This window comes from Micromonospora mirobrigensis (assembly GCF_900091555.1).
Taxonomy (GTDB): domain Bacteria; phylum Actinomycetota; class Actinomycetes; order Mycobacteriales; family Micromonosporaceae; genus Micromonospora; species Micromonospora mirobrigensis.
On record NZ_FMCX01000004.1, the window covers coordinates 335,081 to 360,586 of the forward strand.

Annotated in this window: 25 protein-coding genes and 1 pseudogene; 9 read left to right on the top strand and 17 right to left on the bottom strand. The window is 75.1% G+C overall.

Annotation, left to right across the window (positions count from 1 at the left end):
• Positions 1-99 precede the first annotated feature (99 nt).
• From GA0070564_RS16190 to GA0070564_RS29325, 3 genes are read right to left on the bottom strand one after another with little or no spacing between them, the layout of a single operon-like run.
• Entirely contained in the window at positions 100-2,148 is a 2,049-nt protein-coding gene (locus GA0070564_RS16190) for a sulfatase-like hydrolase/transferase (RefSeq protein WP_176730691.1), read from the bottom strand.
• A complete protein-coding gene (locus GA0070564_RS16195) occupies positions 2,141-3,565 on the bottom strand; it encodes a class I SAM-dependent methyltransferase (protein WP_091609467.1) in 1,425 nt (474 codons plus the stop codon). Before GA0070564_RS16195 ends, GA0070564_RS16190 begins: the two co-directional genes overlap by 8 nt.
• Positions 3,566-3,574: 9 nt before the next feature.
• Positions 3,575-3,724: a hypothetical protein gene (locus GA0070564_RS29325; protein WP_172880583.1), complete on the bottom strand. Its 150-nt coding sequence runs from the start codon at positions 3,722-3,724 to the stop codon at positions 3,575-3,577.
• Positions 3,725-3,920: 196 nt separating this feature from the next.
• Here GA0070564_RS29325 and GA0070564_RS16200 point away from each other — a divergent pair.
• A pseudogene (locus tag GA0070564_RS16200) lies at positions 3,921-4,301 on the top strand (VOC family protein); the annotation flags it as partial.
• Between the two features lie 50 nt (positions 4,302-4,351).
• On the opposite strand, the gene GA0070564_RS16205 reads toward GA0070564_RS16200, so the two are convergent.
• The 6 genes from GA0070564_RS16205 to GA0070564_RS16230 form a co-directional block, all read right to left on the bottom strand.
• Positions 4,352-4,849, bottom strand: coding sequence for a DUF6597 domain-containing transcriptional factor (locus tag GA0070564_RS16205; RefSeq protein ID WP_091609469.1), 498 nt, complete (start codon positions 4,847-4,849; stop codon positions 4,352-4,354).
• Between the two features lie 241 nt (positions 4,850-5,090).
• Positions 5,091-6,317 (bottom strand): glycosyltransferase, encoded by a 1,227-nt coding sequence (locus GA0070564_RS16210; RefSeq protein ID WP_091609470.1) that lies wholly within the window; start codon positions 6,315-6,317, stop codon positions 5,091-5,093.
• A gap of 3 nt (positions 6,318-6,320) precedes the next feature.
• Positions 6,321-8,588, bottom strand: coding sequence for a glycosyltransferase family 39 protein (locus GA0070564_RS16215; protein ID WP_091609471.1), 2,268 nt, complete (start codon positions 8,586-8,588; stop codon positions 6,321-6,323).
• A 52-nt stretch (positions 8,589-8,640) separates the two neighbouring features.
• Positions 8,641-10,143, bottom strand: coding sequence for a sensor histidine kinase (locus GA0070564_RS16220; RefSeq protein WP_091609472.1), 1,503 nt, complete (start codon positions 10,141-10,143; stop codon positions 8,641-8,643).
• Positions 10,121-10,861: a response regulator transcription factor gene (locus tag GA0070564_RS16225; protein ID WP_091609679.1), complete on the bottom strand. Its 741-nt coding sequence runs from the start codon at positions 10,859-10,861 to the stop codon at positions 10,121-10,123. The genes GA0070564_RS16220 and GA0070564_RS16225 overlap by 23 nt, the downstream gene beginning before the upstream one ends.
• A 200-nt stretch (positions 10,862-11,061) precedes the next feature.
• Positions 11,062-11,295: a hypothetical protein gene (locus GA0070564_RS16230; protein WP_091609473.1), complete on the bottom strand. Its 234-nt coding sequence runs from the start codon at positions 11,293-11,295 to the stop codon at positions 11,062-11,064.
• 181 nt (positions 11,296-11,476) lie between these two features.
• Here GA0070564_RS16230 and GA0070564_RS16235 point away from each other — a divergent pair, with 181 nt between their 5' ends.
• Both GA0070564_RS16235 and GA0070564_RS16240 read left to right on the top strand, forming a co-directional pair.
• A complete protein-coding gene (locus GA0070564_RS16235; protein WP_091609474.1) occupies positions 11,477-12,421 on the top strand; it encodes a serine/threonine-protein kinase in 945 nt (314 codons plus the stop codon).
• Positions 12,422-12,481: 60 nt separating this feature from the next.
• On the top strand, positions 12,482-12,907 hold the full coding sequence (locus GA0070564_RS16240) for an OsmC family protein (protein WP_091609475.1): 426 nt from the start codon (positions 12,482-12,484) through the stop codon (positions 12,905-12,907).
• Between the two features lie 24 nt (positions 12,908-12,931).
• Here GA0070564_RS16240 and GA0070564_RS16245 read toward each other — a convergent pair whose 3' ends face one another.
• Positions 12,932-13,879, bottom strand: coding sequence for an endonuclease/exonuclease/phosphatase family protein (locus GA0070564_RS16245; protein ID WP_245670056.1), 948 nt, complete (start codon positions 13,877-13,879; stop codon positions 12,932-12,934).
• A gap of 305 nt (positions 13,880-14,184) precedes the next feature.
• Between GA0070564_RS16245 and GA0070564_RS16250 the strand changes: the two genes are divergently transcribed.
• Positions 14,185-15,051, top strand: a complete 867-nt coding sequence (locus GA0070564_RS16250; RefSeq protein WP_176730692.1) for a hypothetical protein — start codon at positions 14,185-14,187, stop codon at positions 15,049-15,051.
• Between the two features lie 57 nt (positions 15,052-15,108).
• Here the strand turns inward: GA0070564_RS16250 and GA0070564_RS16255 are convergent, their stop codons facing one another.
• From GA0070564_RS16255 to GA0070564_RS16275, 5 genes are all read right to left on the bottom strand, one after another.
• Positions 15,109-15,627 (bottom strand): hypothetical protein, encoded by a 519-nt coding sequence (locus tag GA0070564_RS16255; protein ID WP_091609476.1) that lies wholly within the window; start codon positions 15,625-15,627, stop codon positions 15,109-15,111.
• A 124-nt stretch (positions 15,628-15,751) separates the two neighbouring features.
• Entirely contained in the window at positions 15,752-16,198 is a 447-nt protein-coding gene (locus GA0070564_RS16260) for a response regulator (protein WP_088971234.1), read from the bottom strand.
• Positions 16,199-16,270: 72 nt separating this feature from the next.
• Positions 16,271-16,618, bottom strand: a complete 348-nt coding sequence (locus tag GA0070564_RS16265; RefSeq protein ID WP_091609477.1) for an STAS domain-containing protein — start codon at positions 16,616-16,618, stop codon at positions 16,271-16,273.
• An 87-nt stretch (positions 16,619-16,705) separates the two neighbouring features.
• Positions 16,706-17,755, bottom strand: coding sequence for a cobalamin B12-binding domain-containing protein (locus tag GA0070564_RS16270; RefSeq protein WP_091609478.1), 1,050 nt, complete (start codon positions 17,753-17,755; stop codon positions 16,706-16,708).
• Positions 17,752-19,512: a PP2C family protein-serine/threonine phosphatase gene (locus GA0070564_RS16275; RefSeq protein WP_091609682.1), complete on the bottom strand. Its 1,761-nt coding sequence runs from the start codon at positions 19,510-19,512 to the stop codon at positions 17,752-17,754. The genes GA0070564_RS16270 and GA0070564_RS16275 overlap by 4 nt, the downstream gene beginning before the upstream one ends.
• A 211-nt stretch (positions 19,513-19,723) precedes the next feature.
• On the opposite strand from GA0070564_RS16275, the gene GA0070564_RS16280 reads away from it, so the two are divergent.
• Positions 19,724-20,122 (top strand): STAS domain-containing protein, encoded by a 399-nt coding sequence (locus GA0070564_RS16280; protein ID WP_245670067.1) that lies wholly within the window; start codon positions 19,724-19,726, stop codon positions 20,120-20,122.
• Between the two features lie 104 nt (positions 20,123-20,226).
• Entirely contained in the window at positions 20,227-20,577 is a 351-nt protein-coding gene (locus GA0070564_RS16285) for an STAS domain-containing protein (protein WP_091609479.1), read from the top strand.
• Between the two features lie 60 nt (positions 20,578-20,637).
• Here GA0070564_RS16285 and GA0070564_RS16290 read toward each other — a convergent pair whose 3' ends face one another.
• Positions 20,638-20,952, bottom strand: coding sequence for a hypothetical protein (locus GA0070564_RS16290; RefSeq protein WP_091609480.1), 315 nt, complete (start codon positions 20,950-20,952; stop codon positions 20,638-20,640).
• Between the two features lie 180 nt (positions 20,953-21,132).
• On the opposite strand from GA0070564_RS16290, the gene GA0070564_RS16295 reads away from it, so the two are divergent.
• The 3 genes from GA0070564_RS16295 to GA0070564_RS16305 all read left to right on the top strand — a co-directional run bounded on the left by GA0070564_RS16295 (position 21,133) and on the right by GA0070564_RS16305 (position 24,131).
• Complete coding sequence (locus tag GA0070564_RS16295; RefSeq protein ID WP_091609684.1) at positions 21,133-22,104, top strand: 4a-hydroxytetrahydrobiopterin dehydratase; 972 nt, start codon at positions 21,133-21,135, stop codon at positions 22,102-22,104.
• A gap of 69 nt (positions 22,105-22,173) precedes the next feature.
• Complete coding sequence (locus tag GA0070564_RS16300; protein ID WP_091609481.1) at positions 22,174-22,956, top strand: spermidine synthase; 783 nt, start codon at positions 22,174-22,176, stop codon at positions 22,954-22,956.
• 56 nt (positions 22,957-23,012) lie between these two features.
• A complete protein-coding gene (locus GA0070564_RS16305; protein WP_091609482.1) occupies positions 23,013-24,131 on the top strand; it encodes an AI-2E family transporter in 1,119 nt (372 codons plus the stop codon).
• A 45-nt stretch (positions 24,132-24,176) separates the two neighbouring features.
• Here the strand turns inward: GA0070564_RS16305 and GA0070564_RS16310 are convergent, their stop codons facing one another.
• Positions 24,177-25,475, bottom strand: coding sequence for an NAD(P)/FAD-dependent oxidoreductase (locus tag GA0070564_RS16310; protein ID WP_091609483.1), 1,299 nt, complete (start codon positions 25,473-25,475; stop codon positions 24,177-24,179).
• Between the last annotated feature and the right edge of the window lie 31 nt (positions 25,476-25,506).

Below are 25,506 nucleotides of genomic sequence, written 5' to 3' on the forward strand. Positions count from 1 at the left end.
CCGATACCGCCCACCGTGGTTCGGGGGTGAGGTATGCGTCACCCGATTCCCGACCGGGCCGATCGGAAACCCGCTCGTCCGCGAAGGCGGAAGGCTATCTCAGGACAGCCGCAGCCGACGCAGCGCGTCCCCCGGCCCCACCCGGTAGACGGCGAGCTGGTTGGCGCCGGATCTGAACAGCCGGTCGTCGGCGAGCAGGGCGGCGAAGCGCCGCCCGCCGGCGTCCCGAGGCACCACCGGCACCACCGCCCCCACCCGGCCGTTGACCGCCACCGCCAGCAGCGTGCCGTCCGGCACCTGGTCCGGCACCGTGCCCCAGACCAGCGCGGGAAGCTCCCCGTCCTGCGGGCGGACGACGCGGAACGCGGCCAGGTTCGCCACGGTGGCGCCGCCCCCGGCCGGCCGGTCACCGACCGTCGTGCCGACCAGCGGGTGGACGGCCGGCGACGGCGGCGGGGCGGGCACCCCGCCGGTGATCGTCAGCGGCTGCCCGGGCCGGTCGTAGAAGCGCTTCTCCGCGCCCGCCCGGGGGGCCTGCCGCGCGGACCGCCCGTCGACCCGCCACGGCAGGCGTACGTGCGCGTAGTCGGCGATCGTCGGCAGCAGGTCGACGTGCTCCCAGTTGCGGTCGTCCACCCGGCCGGCGTGCTGGCCCGGCTCCTTGACGAACATCGGCACCCACGCCACCTGGCCGGCGGCGTGGTTGATCGCGTCCAGCCCCCGCCCCTGCCAGTCCCGCTGGAAGCTGACCCCGTGGTCGGCGGTGACCAGCACCAGCGCCTTGTCGTACAGGCCGGTGGCGCGCAGGGTCCGCAACGTCTCGCCGATCAGCCGGTCGGTGTAGCCGAGCTGGGCCAGGTGCCGGGCCCGGGCCAGGTCCACCCAGCCGGCCCCGTCGTTGGGCAGGTCCTCCGGGGCGGGGTAGCGGGCGCCCGAGGGCAGGAACACCCACGGGGCGTGCGGCATCAGCAGGTGCAGGAAGTGCAGCGTCGGCCGGGAGCTGGGGCGCAGCCCGGCCAGGAAGCTGGTGAACCGGGCCGGCTGGTTGTCGTCCAGGCTGTCGAAGCGGAACTTCGGGTCGGCCGGGATGGGCTCGGCCGCGTCCAGCCCGGCCTCGGCCGCGGTCCGCTCCCGGTACGACTCCTCCGGGTCGATCCGGCTCTCCACCGGCGCGGCGACCTGGCGCAGCAGCCTGCCGCTCTGCCGGACCAGCACGCCGAGGCCCTGCTCGGGGGTGCTGGGCTGCTCGCAGCGGCTGGGTGGGCAGAGCCGGGTGATGCTCTCCTCGGCGCGGACGTCGTAGAGGCCGCCGAGGGCGGTGAAGAGGTTGTCCGGGTACTGCGAGTAGTGCGGGGCGACGGACTTCGCCGGATAGCGGCCGGTGAGCATGGCCGGCAGCGCGTACGGGGTCCAGCCGCTGACCCCGGTGGCGTCGCGGTACCAGGTCGACCCGGCGGCCAGCTCGGCGAAGTGCGGATACTTCGCGGCGTCGATCCGGCCGTCCGGGCCGAGCAACGACACCAGCGGGAACTCGTCCAGGACGATCATGACGATCGGCGGGTGGGCGCCGGCCGCGGCCTGACCGGCGGCCCCGCCCTGCCCGCGCGGCAGCACCACCGCCGAGGCGGGCGAGGCGAACAGGAACAGCAGCACAAAGACCGGTGGGCCGACCGCGGCCACCCGCAGCACCCGGCCGGGCGCCCGCCACCGCCGGTGCGCGGCCGCCCCGGCGGCGCCGGCCAGCGCCGCCACCAGCAGCAGCGGTACGCCCCGCAGAGGCGTGACGTGCCGCCCCACCTGCACGGCGAGCGCGGCGAGCAGCAGCCCGACCAGCCCGGTGTGCACCGCCGCGCGGACCGCCCGGCCGGCCAGCCGGCTGGCCGCCCCGAGCAGCGCCAGCGGCACGGTGGGCGCCACCGCGATCAGCCCCACCAGCAGCAGCACGTCCGCGGGTCGGGCGCGGTGGAAGAGGAAGAAGTCGGGGCTGTGCCCGAGCACGTCCAGCACCGGCTGGGTGACCACCAGCCCGACCAGCGCCACCACTTCGAGCAGGCGGCGCAGCTCGGCCCGCCAGCCGGCGGTGGCCCGTGCCGCAGCCGGCGCCGGGGTGGGGGCCGGCGCCGGGGGCGCCAGGGTCCGGTCAGCCACCCACCACCACCTGGTAGAGCGTGCGGGTGCCCGAGGGCAGCTCCAGGCGGCGTTCGACCCGGCCCCGCTCGGCGAGCAGCCGCTCGAACCGCTCCCGGTGGTAGTCGGGGAAGAGCCCGTCGGGCTTGTTGGCCAGCAGCCGGGCCGCCATCGGGTCGGCCGGGTCGACGAACTCGACGACCAGCCGCCCACCCGGCGCGCACCAACCGGCCAGGCAGTCCACCACCTCGGGCAACGGCACGTTGCGGCCGATGGCGAGGTGGTGCACCAGCGCCAGGGCGAGCGTCACGTCGGCCCGCGCGGCGCGCGGGGTGAAACCGGCCCGCTCCACGCCCCGCCAGCCACCGCCGGGCGACGGGTCGGCGAGGTCCATCACCAGCGGCAGGATCCGCTGTTCCCGCTCGGCGCGCAGCGCCCGGTAGAGCTCGTCGACCACCGCCGGGTCCTGCTCGACCGCGACCACGTAGCGGGCGTGCCGGGCGGCGAGGCGGGCGTACCGGCCGTCGTTGGCGCCCAGGTCGAGCACCAGCTCCGGTTCGCCGGTGACCGCGGTGGCCACGAACTGCTCCTTGGCCGCCCGGTCCTGCCCGGTGTAGCCGCAGGTGCGCTGGTAGTCGGCCCAGTGGCTGGCGCCGGGCCGGTGGTCCAGCCGGCGGACCAGCTTCTCCAGCCCGCGTACGGTGGCCAGCGCCAGTTCCCGGGAGTAGCCGGCGGCGCGCAGCTGGGAGCGCACGTCGGCGGTGGTGGCGCCGGAGTTGCGGCGTTGCATGGCGCCGTGCAGGTGCACGTGGGTCGGTACGCCGGGCAGCAGCCGCCGGGTGCCGCCGAAGATCCGCCGCATTTGCTCGGGTTCGATGCCGTCGACCCGGGCCCGCAGCAGCGGCTGGAAGTCCAGCCCCAGGTGGGCCTGGAGGAGCAGCGGATAGAGCAGGGTCTGGCAGAACTGCCGGTAGCCGGCCCAGGGTTCGCCGTCGCGGACCGGGGTGAACGAGCCGACGTCGATGAAGACCGGGTCGGCGCCGCGCCACTGGAGGTTGTACGCCGAACCGTCCTTGGTGGTGAAGCCGGCCGGCAGCGCGGCGCGCAGGATCTCCAGATGCAGCAGCGCGGCGTCGCGCAGCATCGAGAAGGACCACTCGTACGGGTGCGCCACGAACGGGATCCGCTCGTGGCGCAGCACCGCGGCCCAGGGCCGCCCGCTCTCCGGCAGCGGGCCGCCCGGCTCGACCTGTTCGGTGCGGCAGATCCGGCCGGCCGCCATCAGCGCCGGGAAGAACTCCGTGCCGGCCAGCGCCCGCCAGTCGGCGGCGGCCGTCTCGTCCAGCGCCCGCAGCACCTCGGCGCCGGCGTGGAAGACCCGGTTCGCCGGGTCACGGAACGAGCCGGGTTCGACCCGTACGCTCTCGGGGATCCCCATCGGCCCGGCTCAGCCGTGGTCGGTGGGCTGCCGACGGAACCGGGCGACCAGCCGGCGCCAGTAGAGCTTGGCGGCGACCGCCGCACCGGCAACTCCGCCGACCACCGCCTGCACGATCAGGCTGCCGGACCCCGCGTCCAGGTAGGCCAGGTGCATCACCGACCGCTCCTCTCCCTCGCCGTCGTGGAAGCCCGGCGGGAACGGACCACGCCGCGAGGCGTTGATGACCGTTAAGCCGGGATTGTCTACTTGTCACCGTAGCCGTCCGCACTGCGCCGTGAAGGTCGCACCCGGCACACCACCCGTCCGATTCGTTCAAGACCGCACCGCCGTGCCGCGGGTAGCGTCCCGACCCATGGCACCTCACCTCGACCTGCTCGGCAGCGTGGTCACCGACATGGCCCGTACGCTGGACTTCTACCGCCGACTCGGCCTGCCCGTACCGCCCGGTGCGGAGTCCGAGGCGCACGTGGAGATCACTCTGCCGAACGGGCTCCGGCTGGCCTGGGACACGGCGGAGATGGTCCGCGGCTTCCACCCGAACTGGACGGCGCCGACCGGCAGCCCCCGGGCCGCCCTGGCCTTCCGGTGCGCCGACCCGGCGGAGGTGGACCGGTACTGGGCGGAGTTGACCGAGGCCGGCCACCACGGCGAACTGCCGCCGTGGGACGCCTTCTGGGGCCAGCGGTACGCGGTGCTGCACGACCCCGACGGCAACGGCGTCGACCTGTTCGCCGCTGGGCGGCGACTGAGCGGCGCGGTGTCCCGCGGGCGACGGGCCGCGGATCAGCCGCCGAGCAACGCCCGCGGCGGCACCCCCGCCAGGTCACAGACGTCCCGGGTGAGGTGCGCCTGGTCGGCGTAACCGGTGCGGGCGGCCACCCGCGGGCCGAGCGGGTCCGGACCACCGGCGGCGGTGAGCCGGCCGGCGGCCACCGCGGTCAGCGCGGCGCCGGTCGGCCGGTCGCCCAACCGCTCGGCGACCTCACCGGCCGCCCGGCCCCAGAGCGCCTCCAACGGCACCCGGCGGTCCCGCAGCTCGTCGGCGGGAACGCCGAACACGGCGGGCCCGACGCCCGGCGGCAGCCGGAGTCCGGTCCAGCGCTCCCCCGGCGCGGACGAGCTCAGGTGTGCCCTGCGGTCCGGGCCGGCCACCAGCAGCCCGCGACGGCTGGACCAGAGCAGGTCCAGGCAGCCGTCGGGCAGCACCCGCGTCGGCGCGCCCGCACCGCAACTGGTCCAGAGCACCGCGCCGACGATCCCGGCCGGCCGTTCCCGATACACCCCTCCCAGCCTGCCACGCCACCACTGGCGCACGGCGGAGGCGCCAGGGGCGTGACGCTCGGCGGCTTCACGGGTTTTCTTCATCCGGAACGGCCCTTTCGACCTGATGGCACGAACGACTCATCCCCTCGGAGGCGCGGCTGAGTCGGCTACGCCATCAGGTCGAGAGCAGACCGCGGGTAACGCCTTGGCCGGCTGCCGCACCGGTCCCCCGACCCAACCACGGCCGGCACGGGACCGGTCAGCGGCGGTGGTGCATGGCGAGGCGGAGCAGGGCGAAGCGCAGCGCCGTAGCGGCCAGGTTCGCCACCACCAGGACCAGCAGCTCCACCGGGCGCGGTGGGCTCGCCACCACCAGGTGCAGCCCGGCCAGCGACCCGCTGGTCAGCGCCAGGCCCAGCCCGAAGGCGAGCAGACCCTGCAGGTGGTGGCGGCCGGCGTCGCGGCGCCCGCTGATGCCGAAGGTCAGCCGCCGGTTCGCCGCCGTGTTCGCCACGGCGGTGAGCAGCAGCGCCAGCAGGTTCGCCGGTTGCGCCCCGAGCGCGCCCCGGGCCGCCACGAACAGCGCGAGGTACGCCAGCGTGCTGGCCACCCCGATCGCGGCGAACCGGGCCAGCTGTCGGGGCAGCCCGACCGGCACCTGCGCCGGCGGGGCGGCAAGCGGCGCCCGGCCGAGCTGCTCGCGCAGCCGCCGCAGTGGCAGCGCCCCGGTGAGCAGGGCCCGGCCGAGCCGGCCGATGCCGCGCAGGTCGGCCAGGACGGTGGGAACGATCTCCACCCGGCTGTCCGGGTCGTCCACCCAGTCCACCGGCACCTCGTGGATGCGCAGCCCGGTCCGCTGCGCCAGCACCAGCAGCTCGGTGTCGAAGAACCAGCCGGTGTCCTCCACCAGCGGCAGCAGCTGCGCCGCCACGTCGCCCCGGATCGCCTTGAAGCCGCACTGCGCGTCGGAGAAGCGGGCCGCCAGCGCGCCGCGCAGCAGCAGGTTGTAGCCCCGGGAGAGCACTTCCCGCTTCGCGCCGCGCACCACCCGGGAGGTACGCGCCAGCCGGGTGCCGATGGCCAGGTCGGAGTGCCCGGAGATCAGCGGCGCGACCAGCGGCAGTAGCGCGGCCAGGTCGGTGGAGAGGTCCACGTCCAGGTACGCCAGCACCGGCGCGTCCGAGGCGCCCCAGACCGCCCGCAGAGCGCGGCCCCGACCCTTCTCGGCCAGGTGCCGCACCCGCACGTGCGGCAGCTCGGCGGCGAGCGAATCGGCGACGGCCAGGGTCGCGTCGACGCTGGCGTTGTCCGCCACGGTGATCCGGAACGGGTACGGGAAGTGCTCACTCAGGTGCGCGTGCAGCCGGCGTACGCAGGGCCCGAGGTCGGACTCCTCGTTGTGGACGGGGACCACCACGTCGAGCACCACGGTGGGGGCCTGCGCCGCGACGTCGACCGCCGGGCGTCCCTGCGGGGAACGGATCATGGCTCAGCCCTGCTTTCCGCTGCTCAGGTCGTAGACGGTGACACCGTCCACTGTGGTGGACTCGAAGTTCTCCGCCACCCAGGTGGCGATCTCCTGCGACGTGGAGCTGCCGCCGTTGGCCCGGAATCCGCCGCCGCCGACGAACCAGTGGATCCGCCCGTCGGCGACGTACGCCTGGAACCCGGCCAGGGTCGGGGACGGGTCGCTGCCGTTGAAGCCGCCGATCGCCATCACCGGCTCGCCGGTGGCCAACTGGTAGCCGGAGGCGTTGTTCGAGCCGACGGTCGCCGCCACCCAGGTGTACGCGTCGGCGTCGGCGGTGAGCAGCGCCCGCAGCTCGGCGCTGGGCTCACGGGCGTCGAGCAGCCCACCCATGCCGCCCCGCCGGCCCCCACCGGGCATCCCGCCCGGCAGGCCGGGAAGCTGCCCGCCGCCGTTCTGCCCGCTTCCATTCGGTCCGCTGCCGTTCTGCCCGCCGCCGTTCGGTCCGCCCGGGAAGCCGGGGAACTGGCCACCACCCGGGAAACCGGGGAACTGGCCACTGCCCGGACCACCGGGGAACCGACCGCCGCCGGGGAATTCCGGGAACTCCCCCGCCTGCCCTCGGCCGTCCCGGCCGGGGAGGCCACCGCCGGGGAAGCCGCCCCGGCCCGGGCCGAAGGCGCCCTCGACGAAGGGGCCAGCGGTCGGGATGGCGCCGGTGTGCGGGGTGGCTGCCGTCTGCGCCGCGTACGCCGCCGGGCCGGCCAGCGCCGCCGCCGCGCCCAGCACCAGGGCCAGCGGGACCACCCGCCGGGCCAGCCGGACGGTGAGCAGCAGCAGCGCCGCCGCGACCAGACCTGCGACCAGCACGACGGTGCGCAGCCAGGGGTACCAGTCGGGGCTGCGACCGAGCAGCCGCCAGGACCACCATGCGGTGACCGCGAGGGTGAGCGCCAGCACCGCCGTGGCGGCAGCGGCACGGCCGCTCCCCCGCCGGGGATCGGGATCCGTCGGCGGGACGCCGTCCACCGGGCCGGTGCCGCCGGCCGGGACCGTACGGCCCGCCGGTCGCTCGCGCTCGCGCCAGAGCAGGACCACCCCGATGCCGACCAACGCGCCGACGGCCGGGGCGAGCGCCACCGTGTAGTACGCGTGGAAGATCCCGGACATGAAGCTGAACACCAGCCCGGTCCCCAGCAGCCAACCGCCCCAGAGCAGCAGCCCGGCCCGGGTGCGGTCGGTGCGGGCCGCCCGCCCGGCGAGCAGCAGCCCGGCGACCAGCAGGATCAGCGCGGCCGGCAGCAGCCAGGAGATCTGCCCGCCGACCTCGGTGTCGAACATCCGCAGCCAGCCGGCCTGCCCGGAGAACGGGCTGCCACCTCCGCCCATCGGTCCGCCGCCGACGCTGCCCTCCTCGTCGCCGGTGATCCGGCCCAACCCGTTGTAGCCGAGGGTCAGCTCCAGGACGCTGTCGTGCTGCGATCCGCCCACGTACGGCCGGGCGCTCGCCGGGACCAGCTCGACGATCGCCACCCACCAACCGCCGGCCACCAGCAGGGCCAGCCCGGCCAGCAGCAGCTGGCGGATCCGCCGCCACAACCCGGTCGGCGCGGCCAGCAGATAGACCCCGGCGAGGACGGGGACCACCAGGAAAGCCTGGAGCATCTTGGTGAGGAAGCCGAGGCCGACCAGCGCGCCGGCCAGCACGATCCACCGGGTGCCGGCCCTCTCCACCGCCCGCACCGTGGCGTACGCGGCGAGCACCAGCAGCAGCACCAGCAGGGCGTCGGGGTTGTTGAACCGGAACATCAGCGTGGCGACCGGGGTGAGCGCGAGGACCGCGCCGGCGACCAGCCCGGCGACCGGCCCGTACCAGCGGCGGACGGCGGCGAACAGGGCCCCGACCGTGGCCACCCCGAGCAGCGCCTGCGGCACCAGGATCGACCAGGTGCTCAGCCCGAAGACGCGTACCGACAGGGCCATCAGCCACAGCGAGGCGGGGGTCTTGTCCACCGTGATCGAGTTCGCCGCGTCGGACGAGCCGTAGAAGAACGCCTTCCAGCTCTGCGACCCGGCCTGCACGGCCGCCGAGTAGAACGAGTTGGCCCAGCCCGACCCGCCCAGTCCCCACAGGTAGAGCAGCCCGGTGCCGAGCAGCAGGGCCGCCAGCGCCGGCCGGACCCAGGCCGGATCGCGGCGGGGTGGGGCGGGTTCGACGGGTACGGGCGTCGGCGGGGTCTGCGCCGCCGGGCCGTCCGGCGCGGTCAGCAGGCTCTCGGTTCTGTCCATGCCGGGAAGCCTCGGCGAGGTTCTTGTCCCCGCCCCATGATCGGGCTGTGGGTCAGCTGTGGCCTGCCGGCAGCCGGACCGTGAAGACGGTCCGCCCGGGTTCGCTGTCCAGCGTGACGATGCCGTGGTGGGCCTCCACGACGGCCGCCACGATGGCCAGGCCGAGGCCGGTGCTGCCGTGTTCCCGGGACCGGGAGCTGTCGCCGCGGGCGAACCGCTCGAAGACCTCCCCTCGCAGCTCCGGGGGCACACCGGGGCCGTCGTCGGCCACGCCGACCTCCACCGCGCCGTCCGCCCGGGCCAGCCGGGTGGTCACCGTGGTGCCGGGCGGGGTGTGCACCCGGGCGTTGGCCAGCAGGTTCGCCACCACCTGGTGCAGGCGTACGGCGTCGCCCGGGACGTCGAGCGCCTCGTCGGGCAGGTCGAGCTGCCAGCGGTGCTCGGGGCCGGCGACGTGCGCGTCGGCGACCGCCTCGACGACCAGCGCGGTGAGGTCGACCGGTCCGGTGGCCAGCGGCCGGCCGGCGTCCAACCGGGCGAGCAGCAGCAGGTCGTCGACGAGGCTGGTCATCCGGGTGCTGGCCGACTCGACCCGGCTCAGCGCCAGCGCCACGTCCGGTGGGACCCGGTCCCGGCCGCGCCGGGCCACCTCGGCGTAGCCGCGGATGGCGGCCAGCGGCGTACGCAGCTCGTGGCTGGCGTCGGCGACGAACTGGCGTACCCGGGTCTCGCTGGCCTGCCGGGCGGCGAGCGCGGCGGCGACGTGCCCGAGCAGCCGGTTCAGCGACGCCCCCACCCGCCCCACCTCGGTACGCGGGTCGGTGTCGGCGTCGGGCACCCGCACCGACAGCGCCACCTCGCCCCGGTCCAGGGGCAGCTCGGTGACCCGCACGGCGGTGCCGGCGACCCGGTTGAGCGGGCGCAGCGTGGCCCGGACGATCAGCGCGCCGAGGCTGCCGGCGATCAGCAGCCCGGCCGTGACCACCCCGGCCTGGGCGACGACCATCCACATGACGGTCTCCTGCGCCTGGGCCAGCGGGATCGCGAAGATCAGCACGTCGCCGTCGTCGACCTTCCGCGCCACCGCGCGGTAGTCCCCCCGGTCGCCCACCTCGACCGTGCGCGGCTCACCGTCGGGGGCGACCCGGGCCAGCGCGGCGACGTCACCGGCGGGCAGCTCCTCGGCCGGCCCGGAGGCGGTGCGTACCCGGACGGAGGTGACCACGCCACCGGTCAGCTTGACGGCGAGCGAGTCCGGCGGGAAGCCGGGAGGAGGCTCGAGCGCGCGCCCCTCCTGACGCATCTGCCGCTCGACGAACTGGCGGTACCAGGCGGGCGGCCCGTCCTGCCGGCCGCCGGCGTTGTCCATGGTGAGCTGGCGGTCCACCTGGGCGATCAGGAAGTGCCGCAGGGCCACCGTGGTGAGCCCGCCGATGCCGACGCTGACCAGGGCGAGCAGCGCCACCACGGAGAGGACCAGGCGCCGGCGCAGGGACCAGCCGGCCAGCCACCGGCGCAGCCGGCCGGCGAGGTCACTCCGCCGGTTTGAGGACATACCCGGCGCCCCGCAACGTGTGGATCATCGGCGCCCGGCCCGCGTCGATCTTCTTACGCAGGTACGAGATGTAGAGCTCCACCACGTTGGCCTGGCCGCCGAAGTCGTAGTTCCAGACCCGGTCGAGGATCTGCGCCTTGCTCAGCACCCGGCGGGGGTTGCGCATCAGGTAGCGCAGCAGCTCGAACTCGGTGGCGGTCAGCGTGATCATGGTGCCGTCCCGGCGTACCTCGTGGCTGTCCTCGTCGAGGCTGAGGTCGCCGACGGTGAGCACGGCGTCCTCCCGGGCTGCGACGGCGAAGCCGGAGCGGCGCAGCAGCGCGCGGAGCCGGGCGATCACCTCCTCCAGGCTGAACGGCTTGGTCACGTAGTCGTCGCCGCCGACGGTGAGCCCGGCGATGCGTTCCTCCACGGCGTCGCGGGCGGTCAGGAAGAGCACCGGCACGGTCGGGGTCTGCTCGCGCAGCCGGCGCAGCACCTGGAAGCCGTCCAGGTCGGGCAGCATCACGTCGAGGACCACGGCGTCCGGCTGGAACTGCCGGGCGGCGCTGAGCGCGGTCATCCCGCTGCCGGCGCTGCGGACCTGCCAGCCCTCGTAGCGCAGCGCCATCGACAGCAGGTCGGTCAGGGTCGGCTCGTCGTCGACCACCAGCACCCGGACCGGTTCGCCGTCGGGTCGGCGCAGTTCGATGCGGCCCTGCGCGGCCTGCCCCTCCATGACCATGTCCCCCATCGTGGGCGCCGTCCCTGTGCCGCACCTCGGCGCCTCCTGTGTACCAGCTGTGCCGCCCGGCGGGCCGGAGAAGGGGTCGGAAGCCGGCGTGCCGGCGGTGCCGGTCACCATCGCGTGCGGCACCCGGGACCGGATCCTGCCGTACCGGCAGGCCGCGACCGCCCGGACCCGGCGGGCTGAGCCCGCTACTCGCCGGCGCCCATCGGATAGCTGTGCACGAAACGCATCGTCCACTCCGCACCGAGGCCGGGACGGTCCCGTTCGTAGAGATGGTCCGCCCCGGGCTCCCCCGGCACGGTCGCGCCGTCCGGGTGGCGCAGCACCCAGTGCGCGGGCGGCCCACCGTCCGGCTGGGCGGGCAGCGCCCGGACCAGGTCGTCGGCCGGCCCGCCGACGAACCGCACCCGCACCTCGCCCATCCGCCACCGCCTCCACACCGACCGGTACGCTGCGTGACCGGCTCCTTCCGGCACGCTACCGCAGCCGGGGCCGGCGCCCCCGCCGCTCCGACACCCCCACCGGTTTGCCCTGCTGGGGGGCCGGGTACCGGAGGCTCCAGCGCCGGGGACCAGCTCGGCGGACGAGACCGAGGAGCACCCGATGCGGACGTTGGACGGGCGGTACGAGCTCGAACAGCGCATCGGCATCGGCGGCATGTCGGAGGTGTGGCGGGCGCACGACGTGGTGCTGGACCGGCCGGTGGCGGTGAAGGTGATGTCGCCCGAGGACCTCGGGACGGAGACCTCGGTGGAGCGGATCCGCGCCGAGGCCCGTTCGGCGGCCCGGCTGGTGCACCCGAACGTGGCCAGCGTGCACGACTTCGGCACGGCGGCGACGCTGCCGGGCCGCCGGTCGGCGTACATCGTGATGGAGCTGGCGGAGGGCGAGACCCTCGCCAGCCACCTGCGCGACGGCCCGCTGGACTGGCGCATCGCCGTGCGGGTGTGCGCCGAGATCAGCGCGGCGCTGGCCGCCGCGCACGCGCACGGCATCGTGCACCGCGACGTCAAGCCGGCCAACGTGGTACTCACCCCGGCCGGGGTGAAGGTCCTCGACTTCGGCATCGCCACTCCCGCCGGCGCCCCCGACCGGACGCCCGACGGGATGGTGGTGGGCACCCCGGCGTACCTCGCGCCGGAGCAGCTCGACCGCAGGCCGGCCACCCCGGCCGCTGACATGTACGCCCTCGGGGTGTTGCTCTACTACTGCCTGACCGGTCGGCTGCCGTATCCGGCCGGCTCCACCACGCAGCTGCTGGGGATGCGCCGGCGGCAGGCGCCCGAGCCACTGCCGGAGGTGCCGGGGCTGCCCGCCGAGGTGGCCGAGCTGTGCTGGCGCTGCCTGGACGACGACCCGGAGAAGCGGCCGAGCAGCCTGGTCGCGGCGCTGCTGCTGGCCGAGGTGGTGGACGCCCGGGTGTACGTGCCGATGGCGAATGCCGTCCCCCGCCCCCGCCAGCCGGTGGTGTCGCCGTGGACCGAACAGGCCGCGGCCGAGGCGACCCAGGCGGCGGCGCTGGAGTGGGACACCGTCGCCGAGCGGTGACCTGCCCGTTTCACCGCCGCCGGGCCGGGTAGCCGGTGCGTGGACGACGGGAGGAACGCCATGCCGGATCCCAGTTCCTGGCTGCACGAGGCAACGGCCACCGCGGCGGGTGGGCACGTACGCACCGACGACGGTGGGCTCTCCTCGGCGCTGGCGTCACCCCTGGCGCCGCACTGCACCGGGCTGACACCCGAACAGCTGCTCGCCGCCGCGTTCGCCTCCTGTCTGCACCATGCCGCGGTGGAGGCGGCCGGCGAGATCACCGACGAGGCGCACACGGTCCAGGTGACCGCCGAGGCGAAGCTGGGGCGCGACGACGACGGCCGCTACCGTGCCGACGTGCACGCCTCGATCTCGTCGGCGGGGTTGAGCCGGGAGCAGTTGGCCACGCTGGTCGAGCACGCGGACCGGCTCTGGCCCTTCTCCAGCGGAGACAGTACCCGGCACCGGCTGACGGTGACGTCGGCGGAGAACGGCCGGCACTGACCGGTCGCGCGGCGGGTGCGTGGTTCAGCGGAAACCCGCGGTGACCGCCCGGTGGTCGCTGTCCGGGGTGTGCAGCACCCCGGCCGTGGTGGGCGTGAGCCCCCGGTAGAGCACGTGGTCGGGGCGGGTGAGTGGCAGCTGGGCGGGCCAGGTGAAGCCGAACCCCTGGCCGGCGTCGGCCTGCGCGTCGTGCAGCAGGTGGCTCAGCGGCCCGAAGGACCGGTCGGTGGTCGCGGTGTTCAGGTCCCCGAGCACCACCAGCCGGCGTGCCGGGTCCGCGCGTACCGCCCCGGCCAGGGCCGCGACGGTGCCGTCCCGGGTGGCGGTGTGGCCGGCCCGGGCCGACCCGAGGTGTACGACGTACACCGCGACGTCGCCGCCCGGCGCGGCGACCACGGCCCGCAGGGCCCGGGTCCAGCCCAGCCCGGTGTCCACCCCGGCCTCGGCCCGGATCGGGTAGCGGCTGTAGAGCGCCACGGTGGAGACCGCGGCCCGGTGCGGGTAAAGGCGGCTCAGCGCCGGCGCGATCCGCTCCTCGTCGGCGACCTCCTGCAACGCGATCAGGTCCGGCTGGACGCCGGCCAGCGCGGCCACCGTGGCCGCCGGATCCGGATTGTCGACCCGGAGGTTCTGGCTGGCCACCCGCAGCCCGGTCGGCCCCGCGTCGGCCCGCGACGGCAGCCAGGCGCCGCCGTTCTGCGCCGACCAGACCACCGCCGGGAGCAGCACGGCGAGCAGGGCCGGTCGGGACCGGCGCAGCAGGGCGGCCAGGGCCAGCGGCGGCACGCCGAGGCCGAGCAGCGGCGTGACGCTGTCCAGCAGGCTTCCGAAGCCGTGCACGTTGGGGACCAGGCGGTGGCCGAGGAGCACGGCGGCGAGCAGCACGGCGAGGACCACGACCACCCGACCCCGGGGGTGCCGGGCCCGGCTCCCACCGCCCGCGGTGGGCTCCTCCATCACGCTGCCGATCACCGTCCGCATCGTACCCAGCGGGGCGGGGCGTGGGGGCGGTTGAGCCGGCACCGGGGCCCGATGCCACCTCCCCGGGTCGGCGCCGCCCCCTCCCCCGAACGTACGAGTCGGACAACGGCGACATTCGATCCGAGATCGCGCGGCTTACGTACCGGCATAAGGGACATTAGAGGAATACCTTATTTCTTTGGTACGCACGATCCGTTGCCTCCTGAGTGATATGTCGGAGGGGAATCTGGCAAATTGTGGCGCATGCCACCAACCACCCCGATGGCAAGGCCCACGAAGCTCTCTAGGTTCGGCGGGTGCATCCCGACGACTCCGCTGAGCAGAAGCCCACCGCCACGCGACCGGAAAGCCGTTCGACCGATGCCCCCTCAACCCTTCGGGGGGTGGGCCGCCACCGGGCCCCGGAGCCGCCCCGCCGGCCGCTGCTGGGTGCCACCCCGCTGCGGGTGGCGCTGGCCACCGGGGTGACCTGCTGCCTGGGCGCGGCCGCGTTCGCCGGCGTCTCCCGGGGTGAGGCCGCCGAGCCCACGCGGCCGGTGCACGAGGCGCTGGCGGACCGGGCGGCGATCGCCGACGAGGCCCAGCAGCGGGCCTCCCGGTCCCTGGACCGCAGCCCCGCCCCGGCCCCGCCGGCCGGCCCGACCGCCGGCCCTCGCCCGGTCGCCCCGAAGGCGCCCGCGCTGCGCAGGCCGGCGCTGCGCAAGGTCCCGGCCCCGCCGCGCCGACCACGACCGGTCGCCGGGCTCGACCAGGCCCAGATGGACAACGCCAAGGTGATCGTCGACGTGGGCGTGGCGCTCAAGATGCCCCGGCGCGGCCTGGTGGTGGCGCTCTCCACCGCCATGCAGGAGAGCGACCTGCACAACCTCGCCAGCGAGGTCGTCCCGGAGTCCACCGAGTACCCGCACCAGGGCTCCGGCGCCGACCACGACTCGGTCGGCCTGTTCCAGCAGCGGCCGAGCAGCGGCTGGGGCACGGTCGCCCAGCTGATGGACCCGGCGTACGCGGCCCGGGCGTTCTACCTGGCGTTGGCCGAGATCCCGGACTGGACCGAGCTCAGCGTCACCGACGCCGCCCAGGCCGTGCAGATCTCCGCGTTCCCCGACGCGTACGCCAAGCACGAGGAGCGGGCCGGCGACGTGGTGGACGCGCTGCTGGCCTGAGCCGGCGCCATCTCGTCGTGGAGCCGGTCCTGCGGCCCGCCCCTGCTCCGCCCCGGGTCAGGCCGCCCTGGTGCCCCCAGCGGGCTCCTCGGCCCCGGCACCGACGGCCCGGGACACCGGCACCCCCGCCGCGGCCGTCGGCGCGTCGACCGGCACCGTCGCCCCGTCGAGCAACCGGTCGACCAGCTCCGCCCGGCGCCGGCGCTCGGCCAGGACCAGTTCGAGGTCCCGACGGGCCTGTACCGCCTCGGCGTACACCCGCTCGCGGAGCTGGCGGGCCTCCTCGCGGGCGGCGCCGAACTCCCGGCGCGCGGCATCGAGCAGCTGGGCCGCCTCCCGCTGCACCGCCGGAACGCCCCGACGCACCGCGGCCCGGTCGACGTCGGCCGGATCGGTGGGACGGCCGACCAGGCGACGCAACGCGAGCGCCTCCTGCCGGACCTGGTCCCACTCCCGGCCGGCCAGGGCGGCCCGCTCGGCCCGGGCCGCGAGCCGGGTCAGCCGCAGGTCCAGCTGGTCGAGGCAGGAGTCGACCTGCCGCTGGTCGTAACCGGTCTCAACGACGGAGAACCTCATGGTGTCGCCCCCCAGGCAGCTGGTTCCTTCCCCACCTGCCGATCCTCGGCGGCGCCGCCGTGGACCGGGGACGTTCTGCGAAAAATGTTCAGCATCCGCGCGACGCGCGGGCCGACCGGAGGGCTCAGACCCGCTTGGGGAGCACGACCACCCGGCCGAAGAACTCGTCGATGCGGCGCACCACGTCGTTGAAGTCGTCCAGGTCAATCGGCTTGGTCACATACGCGTTGGCCTGGAGGGTGTAGCTGCCGACGATGTCGGTGTCCGCGTTGGAGGTGGTCAGCACCACGATCGGGATGGTCCGCAGGTCCTCGTCCTGCTTGACCTCACTGAGCACCTGGCGGCCGTCCATCCGCGGCATGTTCAGGTCCAGCAGGATCACGTCCGGGCGACGCGCCTCGGTGTGCCGGCCGGTGCGGCGCAGGAACTCCATCGCCTCCTGACCGTCGTTGACCACATCGATGACCTTGTCGACGTCGGAGTCCTCCAGGGCCTCCTCGATCATCAGCACGTCACCGGGATCGTCGTCCACCACCAGGATGCGAACGGGGCTCGGGGTGCCTGGACCCATGGGAGATACCTGCTTGTCTCTGGTGACGGAACGGACCTCTCGGTCCCCTGCTGGCCGGGGAAATCTAGCCGATCACGGCACGGTGCGCGAGGTTGGGTCGGGCGTGTCCGGGTCGTACCGCAGGACGTCCGACAGCCCGGTCACCTGGAGCACCCGTTGCACCCGGCCACTGGCTCCGGTGACGCGCAACCAGCCACCCTCGGCCGCGGCCCGGTTGTCACCGCGGACGAACGCGGCGATGCCGGTGGAGTCGCAGAAGGTCAGCTCGGAGAGGTCCACCAACAGGTGACGGTGCCCGTCGGCGGCGAGCCGGTCGATCGCCGCGTTGAGCTCGGGAGCCGTGCTCATGTCGAGCTCGCCCGCCAGGCGCAGGCACGCCGTACCCCCGTCGCGCGGGGCGTACGTGACGCTGAACGTCACCGTGTTCCCTCTCGCTCCCACCGCAGGCGGACGCTTGCAGTGGAGCAAGTATACGCACGGGGCGGACGCGGGCCGGCACCCCGGCGATCACCGTCGGCCGGCGCCGCTCGGCACCGGGATCAGGGCCGCGCCGGCGGCCAGGAACCGCCCGGCCCGGGGAAAGTCGTGCAGCACCGCGCCGTAGTGGTGAAGCGTCGCACCGACCGCCGCACCCGGCACGCCCCGGCTGGTCAGGATGTCCACCAGCCACTGCACGAACTCGGTGAAAAGCGACTCGTCGTCCACGTAGAGCGCCGCGGCCAGGAAGTCCACGATGTAGCCCAGATCGCTGACCGTGGAGTCCATCTGGGCGCCGGTGTAGTCGCGCATCCCCGGAACCCGGTCCCGCAGGTCGGCCAGCGCCGAGTCGATCAACTCGCCGCGCCGCTTGGTCAGTCCGGCGTACTCGTCGTCGGCGAGATGGGACAGCTGCGCCGGCGGCACCCGGCGCAGGGCCCGCTCGTCGGCCACGAGTTCGGCCGCGGTCGGCGCGTCCGGCGCCCAGGCCACCCCGAGCCGGCGCGCCCACCGGCCGTCGACGCCGAAACCCCGGCCGCCGACCATCACCGGTACGTCCGACCGCCGGCACGCCTCGATCATGCGGTGCGCGTGCGGCAGCCGCATCGGCAGCGCGCAGGCCAGCGCCACCGCTTCCGCGTCGTACCGGTGCAGGTACGACACGAGGTGCGCGACCGGCACGCTCGCGCCGAGGAAGGTCACCTGCCAGCCGCGCAGCCGCAGCACCTCGGCCACCAGCCGGGGCGGCAGGGCGTGCCACTCACCGTCCATGCAGGCCACCACGATCCGCCCCCGGGTGGGGCGCGGGTTGGCCCGGGCGGCGATCGCCGCCACCACCCGCTCGCTGATGTGGGTGGCCGCGTGCTCCTGGGCCACGCTCCACTCGTTGCGCGCCCACCGCTCACCCACCTCGGCCTGCGCCGGGGCGACCAGGTCCAGCAGGACCCGTTCGGCCGGCACGCCGGCGTCGACCAGCCCGAGCGCGACGTCGATCGCGGCGTACTCGTCGGCCTCGGCGAGGCAGTCGAGATAGCCGGGGAACGCGGCGTCCGGGCTGGCCTCGGCGGTCGGGGCGGTCATTCGTCGCTCTCTCTCTGGTCGGGCGGGCGGGGCACCGAGTGCAGGTGCCGGGACGTCCGGGCGCCCGGCCCGGTGGCCCGCAGCGCCAGGACGGCGATGTCGTCGTGGTCGCCCCGGCCGAGCCAGTCGCAGGTCACCTGCTCGACCCGCTCGGCGAGAGCGGGCGCCGGCATCCGCTGGCAGCCGGCGAGGGCGCCGATGAGGCGTTCGGTCCCGAACAGCTCGTCACCGCGCCGCCCGCCCCGGGCCTCGGTCACCCCGTCGCTGTAGAGCAGGCAGGTCTCCCCCGGCTCAAGCCGGACGGTCACCTCGCCGATCCGCGGGTCGGGCACCACGCCGACCAGCATCCCGGTGAGGCCGACCTGCTCCACCTCGCCGGAGGACCGCAGCACCAGCGGCGGCAGGTGACCTCCACCGGACATGGTGAGGGTCAGGCCGCCGTCGCGGTGCGCACGCACCGTGCCCAGCACCATGGTCGCGAAGCGGCCCTGGCCGTGCGCCTGGGTGGTCTCCAACAGCGCGTCGTTGAGCAGCCGCAGCAGCCTGACCGGCCGGGACTCGACCCGGTGCAGCGCCTGGAGGCACTGCCGCAGCTGGCCGGTGAAGACGGCGGCCTCCACACCCTTGCCGGAGACGTCACCGAGGAAGAAGACCGAACCGCCGTCGGTGAGCCGGTGCGAGCCGTAGAAGTCTCCGCCGATGCGCAGCCCCGCCTGCGCCGGGCGGTACGCGGTGCCCCACTGCACCCCGCTGGCCGGAGCGGGCTCGACCGGCAACAGGCTGGCCTGGAGGGTGTCGGCGACCTCGGCCTGGTCGCGGTAGAGCACCGCGGTGGTCAGCGCCGCCCCGGCCCGGGCCGCGAACGCCCGCACCAGGTCGACGTCGGCCTCGTCGTAGTAGCGCACCGCCCGCCGGGCCACCAGCAGCACACCGGCCGGCGCGTCGTGGCCGGGCAGCGGCACCACCCGCGCGGACGTCTCGTGGGTGCCCAGGCCGGGCAGCCAGCCGGCGTCGACGGCCTGCTCCACCAGCCAGCCCACCGCGTGCGGCTCGGTGCCCGCCAGCCCCTCCTCGATGGCCGTCGGCAGCTGCGCGGAGGTCAGCACGCCGGAGTCCACGGTCGGCGCCTCGTCCTCCGAGCGGGACGCCCGCCACCAGCGGGCCCGCCCGGAGCGGGGGGCGAGCACCAGCACGGCCACCTCGGCCAGGGTCGGTACGGCCAGCCGGACCACCGCCGCGGCGGCCCGGTCCGGGTGCAGCGGGTTGCCGAGCTTCTCCCCGACCACGGCCAGGAAGGCGGAGCGGGCGCGTTCGGCCAGCAGCGCGTCCGCCCGGGTGACGCTCTCGGTGACGTCCTCGACGTACCAGCAGGAGCGCCCGGCGGAGAGCGGGACCCGGCGGACCCGCAGCCGGCGGGACCGGTGGGTGAACTCGGCCGGGTTGTCCCCGCCGAACAGCTCGCGGATCCCCGCGACGGCCAGCGTGACGCCGGGCGCGACCTCCGGCAGCAGCCGCTCGGCGACCGGGCTGAGGTGGCTCACGACCTGGTCGGCGTCACAGACGATGAGGCCCTCGCGGAAGTGCTCGACGACCTCGGACCAGTCGGGTGCGCAGTGGCCTCGGTCGGGGGCCAGCGGCGGCAGCGCCTGGGCGGGACGGGCCGGGTCACCGGCGGACCGGGCCGGGGCCCGTAAGGCACTCGGCGTGGAGATCGGTCCGTCGCCCGGGTCCCAGTCCCTGACGTCGGCGGCAGTCACCAGCTGAAGCCCCACTCCTCGTCGAAACCCGCGGTCGGTCCGAAACGGTGCATGTGTTCCAATCTCTCCGCCCCACCCTACGCCGGTGCGCCGGTACCGCCACCCCACGGCCGGACCAGGGCGGGTTCCCGCGTGCCGGGCGGCGCACCGCGGGCGTTGTTACGATCCCGAGCGACCCGGCCCGACCGGCAGCCTGCGGAAAGGCGTGAGAGTGGCATCCCCTGGGCGGAAAGCCGAGAACAACCCGCTGACCGTCGGCGTCGACGACGCCGACCCCGATGCGCCGGTGCTGCGGGTCGCCGGTGACCTGGCCTTCACCACGGCCGCACCGCTGCGGGCCACGGTCGACCGGCTGCTCGCCGGTCGCCCGGCGCAGATCGTGTTCGACTTCGGTGAGCTGCTCTTCATCGACAGCACCGGCCTGTCGGTGATCGTGCACGCGTGGCGGGAGGGGCAGCAGAGCGGCACGGTGGTGCGGCTGCGCTCGACCCCCAGGTTCCTCACCACCATCCTGGACATGACCGGCGTCAGGGGTCTGCTGGACCGGCCGCTGCCCGCCGCCCGGACGGAGCTGACCGGCCCGACCGCCGCGCCCGCCGCCTCGGCCTGAGCCCACCGCCGCCCCGACGGCGACCGGCGCAGCTTTCGCGCCATCCTCCACGCCCGGCCCGCCCCGGACGTTTCCGGCCGCCGGCCGGCTGGGAACATGGACGCATGCCACCCCAGCCGTTGATCATCGAGGTGAGCCCGCTCGACGCGGGTCGCGCCCGCCTCCGGCTGATCGGCGAACTGGACTTCGACACCGCGCCGGACCTGGTCGCCGCGGCCGCGGACACCCGCCGCGACGGCCACCACGAGCTGGAGATCGACCTGTCCGACGTCGGGCTGTGCGACTCGTCCGGGCTGAGCGCGCTGGTCGTGGTCCACCGCGCCGGGACCGGCCCGATCCGGCTGACCGGGGCCAACACCCAGGTCCAGGGGCTGCTGGACCGCACCGGTCTGGGTGAACTGCTCGCGGCGGCTCCGCCGTCGGCGCTGCGGGGCGGCGCGCGCGACGTCGGCTGAGGCCCGGGGCGTGGGGCGGCCCCCGACCCTGGGACCAGGGGCCGGGGGCCGGAGCAATGCCTACGCCGCGGTGACCGGTTGCAGCCGCGGTCCACTCTCGCGCAGTTCGCCCGGATCGGGCGGCTCCACGTCCTCGGGCGCTCCGGAATCCGGCGTCTGGAACAGGTAACGGACGAACTCCCCACCCGCCTCGTTGTCGTCCGCGCCCGGCCACTGGCCGACACAGTCGACGCCGACGACCTCGCGGCCGGCTCCGTCGGCCTCCTCCAGCAGCGCCCAGAGGCTCACCGGATAGCAGCGGGTGGTCTCCGGCGAGAGCTGCCAGCGCGCGTACCAGCCGGGTCGGGCGGGAACGATCTCGACGATCCTCTTCATGACGACCTTCCCTTCCGCAAACTCGGAAGAAATTCCGGTCCATCTGGATCGTGCCGCCGGTACGGGTGAGCGGCCCTCACCCGGGGCGGATGAACCACGAGCCCCGTTACCTTCCCCGCCCGCCCGGGAACGCGAGAGCCGTCGGAGCACGCCAGCCCACTCGAGGAACGAGGTGTGACCATGCGCAAGCAGATGGAGGGCGACAACCAGCGCCGCCGGGCCCTGGCGCGGGAGGCCCGCGAGCACGGCCGGCAGGCCAGCGAGACCGGTGCCAGCCTGAGCGCCACCAAACAGCTGACCCACCTCGACCGGGGCAAGCGGGCCGGACCGCCGCCGGCCGGCCGGCACAAGCCGGACAGCACCCGCGGCGGCCCCGCGCCGCCGCCCGCCGCGGCCGCCCCGACCGAGCGGCCCCTGCCGGGCCCGGCCGCCCCGGGCGTCACCACCATGGGCTACCGCGACCTGGTCGACGACGTCGGCCGGCGGGCCGGGGTCGACTTCCGCACCGCCAAGGTGGGCGCCGAGGCGACCGTGCTGGCGCTGGCCTGGGCGTTGGGCGAGGCCGAACGGGAACGGCTGCTCGAGGCGGTCCCGGTGAAGCTGCACGACGTGGTGCCGGTGGACGGCGTCGAGTCGCACCGGGAGCTGCCCGGCTTCCTGGCCGAGGTGGGCCGGATCAGCGGCCGTACCCCGGAGGAGGCGCGCTACCAGGCGCAGGCGACGCTGGCCGCGCTGGCCGATCGGGACGCGGAGCTGGTCGCGTCGCTGGACGTACCCGACGGGTTGCAGGACCTGGTCGAGCCGCCACCGGTCGGTGGCGGCCTGGTCGGTGCGCGGACCTCGACCGCGCCGCTGACCGAGCCGGAGCTGCGCGACGCGCTCGCCCGGCTGACCTACTGGTCCAGTGACCGGCGGTCGCTGGTGCGCACCCTGGAGCTGCCCGCCGACAACCTCGACCGGGTGCTGGACCGCATCGACCGGCTCCGGGACGAGACCGGCCGGTCACCGCAGATCGGCCGGCCGACCGCCGAGACGGCGGTGCTCACCGTGCGCACCCGGCAGGCCGACGCGGTGACCGCGCTGGACGTGGACCTGGCCCGGCGGGTCGACGACGCCATCGAGGAGGCGGGCGCCGGCATGAACGCCGGCTGACCCGCCGCCGGGCCCGGTCGCCGACAGACCCGCGACCGGGCCCGGCGCCCGCTGCGCTAGCGTGCGGCCATGCCCTCCGACGCCCCGGAGCTGGTCGCCGACCCGGCCCGGCGGACCGGCCGCACGCTGCTCGCCGGCGGGGTCGCCCAGTCGTACGTCGACGTCGCCGATCCCCGCCACCTGCACTTCGAGTACGTCCGACGGATGGCGGCCCTGCTCGACCTGGCCGCACCGCCCGGGGTGCCGCTGACCGCGCTGCACCTGGGCGGCGGGGCGCTGACCCTGCCCCGCTACCTGGCCGCCACCCGCCCCGGCTCGGCGCAGACCGTCGTCGAGCGGGATGCCCGGGTGGTGGAGCTGGTCGCCCGGGAGCTGCCCCCGCTGCCCGCCGAGGTACGCGTCGACGTGGCCGACGCCCGCGCCGCGGTCACCGGCGCCCCGGCCGGCCGGTACGACGTGGTCCTCGGCGACGTCTACCGGGCCGCCCGGATGCCCGGTCATGTGGCCGGCGTGGAGTTCGTCACCGAGGTGGCCCGGGTGCTCCGCCCGGACGGGACGTACCTGCTCAACGTGACCGACCTGCCGCCGCTGGTCTTCTGTCGTACCCAGGTGGCGACCCTGCGGGCGGTCTTCGCCGACGTCTGCCTGGTCGCCGACCGGCGGATGGTGCGCGGCCGCCGGTACGGCAACCTGGTGCTGGCCGCCGCGGTCCGGCCCGGCCGGCTGCCGGTGACCCGGCTCGCGGCGCGGGTCGCCCGGGACCCGCTGCCCGGCGTGGTGCTGCACGCGGAGACGCTGGACGCGTTCGTCGCCGGGGCCCGCCCCGCCACCGACGCCACCCTGGCCCCCTGACCCGGCCCGCCGCGGCCGGCTGGTTTTCCCGGCCCGGGCGGGGGTAGGCGCGGCGGATGAGCGACGCCGACGACCGCGGCACCGCCCGCCGGGCGCTGATCGTGATCGGTCTGGTGCTGGCCACCGTCGCCGGTCTCGCGCTGATCTGGATGACCCGGCGGGTGCTGGTCTGGCTGGTGGTGGCGGCGTTCTTCGCGGTGGCGCTGAAACCCCTGGTCGACCGGTTGGAACGGCGGTGGGTGCGGCGCCGGGCGCTGGCCACGCTGCTGGTCTTCCTGGCCGTGTTCGGCCTGCTCGCGGCGCTCGGCGCGCTGATCGTGGTGCCGCTGTTCGACGAGGTGGGCCGGTTCGTCGACCGGGCGCCGGAGGTGTACCGGGAGACCCGCGCGGGGCGGGGGCCGTTCGGGGAGGTGCTGGAGCGGCTGCGGTTGCGGTCGTACCTGGTGGCCCACCCGGACCAGGTCCAGCGGTACGGTTCCCAGCTGCGTCAACCGGCGGTCGGGGTGGTCCGGGGGGTGCTGACCACGCTGGCCGGGCTGCTCACCGTGATCGTGCTGGCGTACCTGATGGTGCTGGAGGCCCCGAAGATCATCCGCAGCGCGCTCGGCCTGGTCGGGGACGGCGCGGCGGACCGGCTGCGGCGGATCGGCCGGGAGTGCTCGCGTACGGTGACCGGCTATCTCACCGGCAACCTGCTGATCAGCGTGATCTGCGGCGGCCTGACCTTCGTGGTGCTGGCCCTCACCGGCGTCCCGTTCGCCGGGGTGATCGCGCTGCTGGTCGCCGTGGCCGACCTGATTCCGCTGGTCGGGGCGACCCTCGGTGCGATCATCGCGGCCGGCGCCGGGTTCCTGCACTCCCCCACCGCCGGCATCGTGGTGCTGGTCTTCTTCGTGGTGTACCAGCAGGTGGAGAACCACCTGCTGCAACCGGTCATCATGGCTCGCGCGGTCCGGCTCAACCCGCTGACCGTGCTGGTGAGCGTGCTGCTCGCGGCGGAGCTCGCCGGCCTGCTCGGGGCGCTGCTGGCCATCCCGGCGGCGGGCGTGGCGCAGATCCTGCTGCGCGAGTTCGCCCCGGCCGGACGCTGGCACGTCCCGATCCCCGCGGTGGGGGCCGGTCCGGACGACGCCGAGCCGCCCGGCGGCGACCATCCGGCCGGCGGGACACGGTGACGCCCCGGGGCCGAGCCCCGGGGCGTCGGTGCGGACCAGCCCCCGTCAGTGCCGGCGGATCATCTCCGGCGACTCGCTCTCCAGGGGCACCGCGTTCGCCGGGACCAGGCCCAGCTGCACCGCCGGCCGGGAGAGGGTGGCGTCCAGGATCCAGTCCGCGCCCACCCGGGCCCGGTTGCCCGGCATGGCCATCAGGTGGTAGCCCCGGGTCACCGCCTTCGCCGGCAGCCCGGACAGGGACACCTTCAGCGGGTTCGCCGCGGCGTCCTTGCCACCCAGGTCGACCACCCAGCCCAGGTCGTGGTGCTTGTACGGCTTGCGCCGGCCCTGGCCGTACGACGCGGCGATGTTGTGCGCGACGAGCTTGCCCTGCCGCTGGGCGTGCTGGGCGGTCATCGTGCAGATCTCGCCGGGGCGGGTCAGGTCCGGCACGGCGGCAGCGTCGCCACAGGCGTACACCTCGGGATAGCCGGGCACGTTGAGGTACTCGTCGGTGACCAGGCGGCCCTTCTCGGTGCGCAGCCCGAGCTGGGCGACGAACGGGTCGGGGCGTACCCCGACGCACCAGACCAGGGTGCAGGTCGGCACGTAGTCGCCGTCGGTGAGCTTGACCCCGTCGGCGGTGGCCTCGGCGACCGAGGTGCCCATCCGCACGTCCACCCCGCGCCGGCGCAGCACCCGGTCGGCGGTGCGCGACATCCGCTGGTCCAGCTCGGGCAGCACCCGGGGCGCCACGTCCAGCAGCATCCAGCGCGGACGGATGGTCAGCCGGGGCCGCTGGGCGGCCAGCGCGTCGGTGAAGAGCTGGCCGTGCGCGGCCACCTCGGTGCCGGTGTAGCCGGCGCCGACCACCACGAAGGTGGCCCGGGCCTGCTGCTCGGCCGGATCCTCGGCCTGCTCCGCCAGCTCGATCTGCCGGACCACGTGGTCGTGCAGGTAGAGCGCCTCGGGCAGGCCCCGGAAGCCGTGCGCGTACTCGGTGACGCCGGGAATGGGCAGCAGCTTGTTGACGCTGCCGACGGCGAGCACCAGCCGGTCGTAGGCGAGCTGGTTGCGGTCCCCCTCCGGCTGGGTGAAGCCGACCCAGCGGTTCTGCAGGTCGACCCGGTCCGCCTCGCCGATCACCACCCGGACCCCGTCGAGGGTGCCCGACAGCGGCACCGAGATCCGGGTCGGCTCGACCACCCCGGCCGCCACCTCGGGCAGCAGCGGCAGGTAGAGGAAGTAGTCGGTCGAGTTCAGCAGGACGATCTCGGCCCGGTCGCCGGCCAGCCGGTGCAACGTCTTCGCCGCGTGGTAACCGGCGAATCCGGCCCCCACGATCACCACACGAGGTTTCGTCATGCCCGCTGCGGTTCCCGTCGAGGGCGCGGCC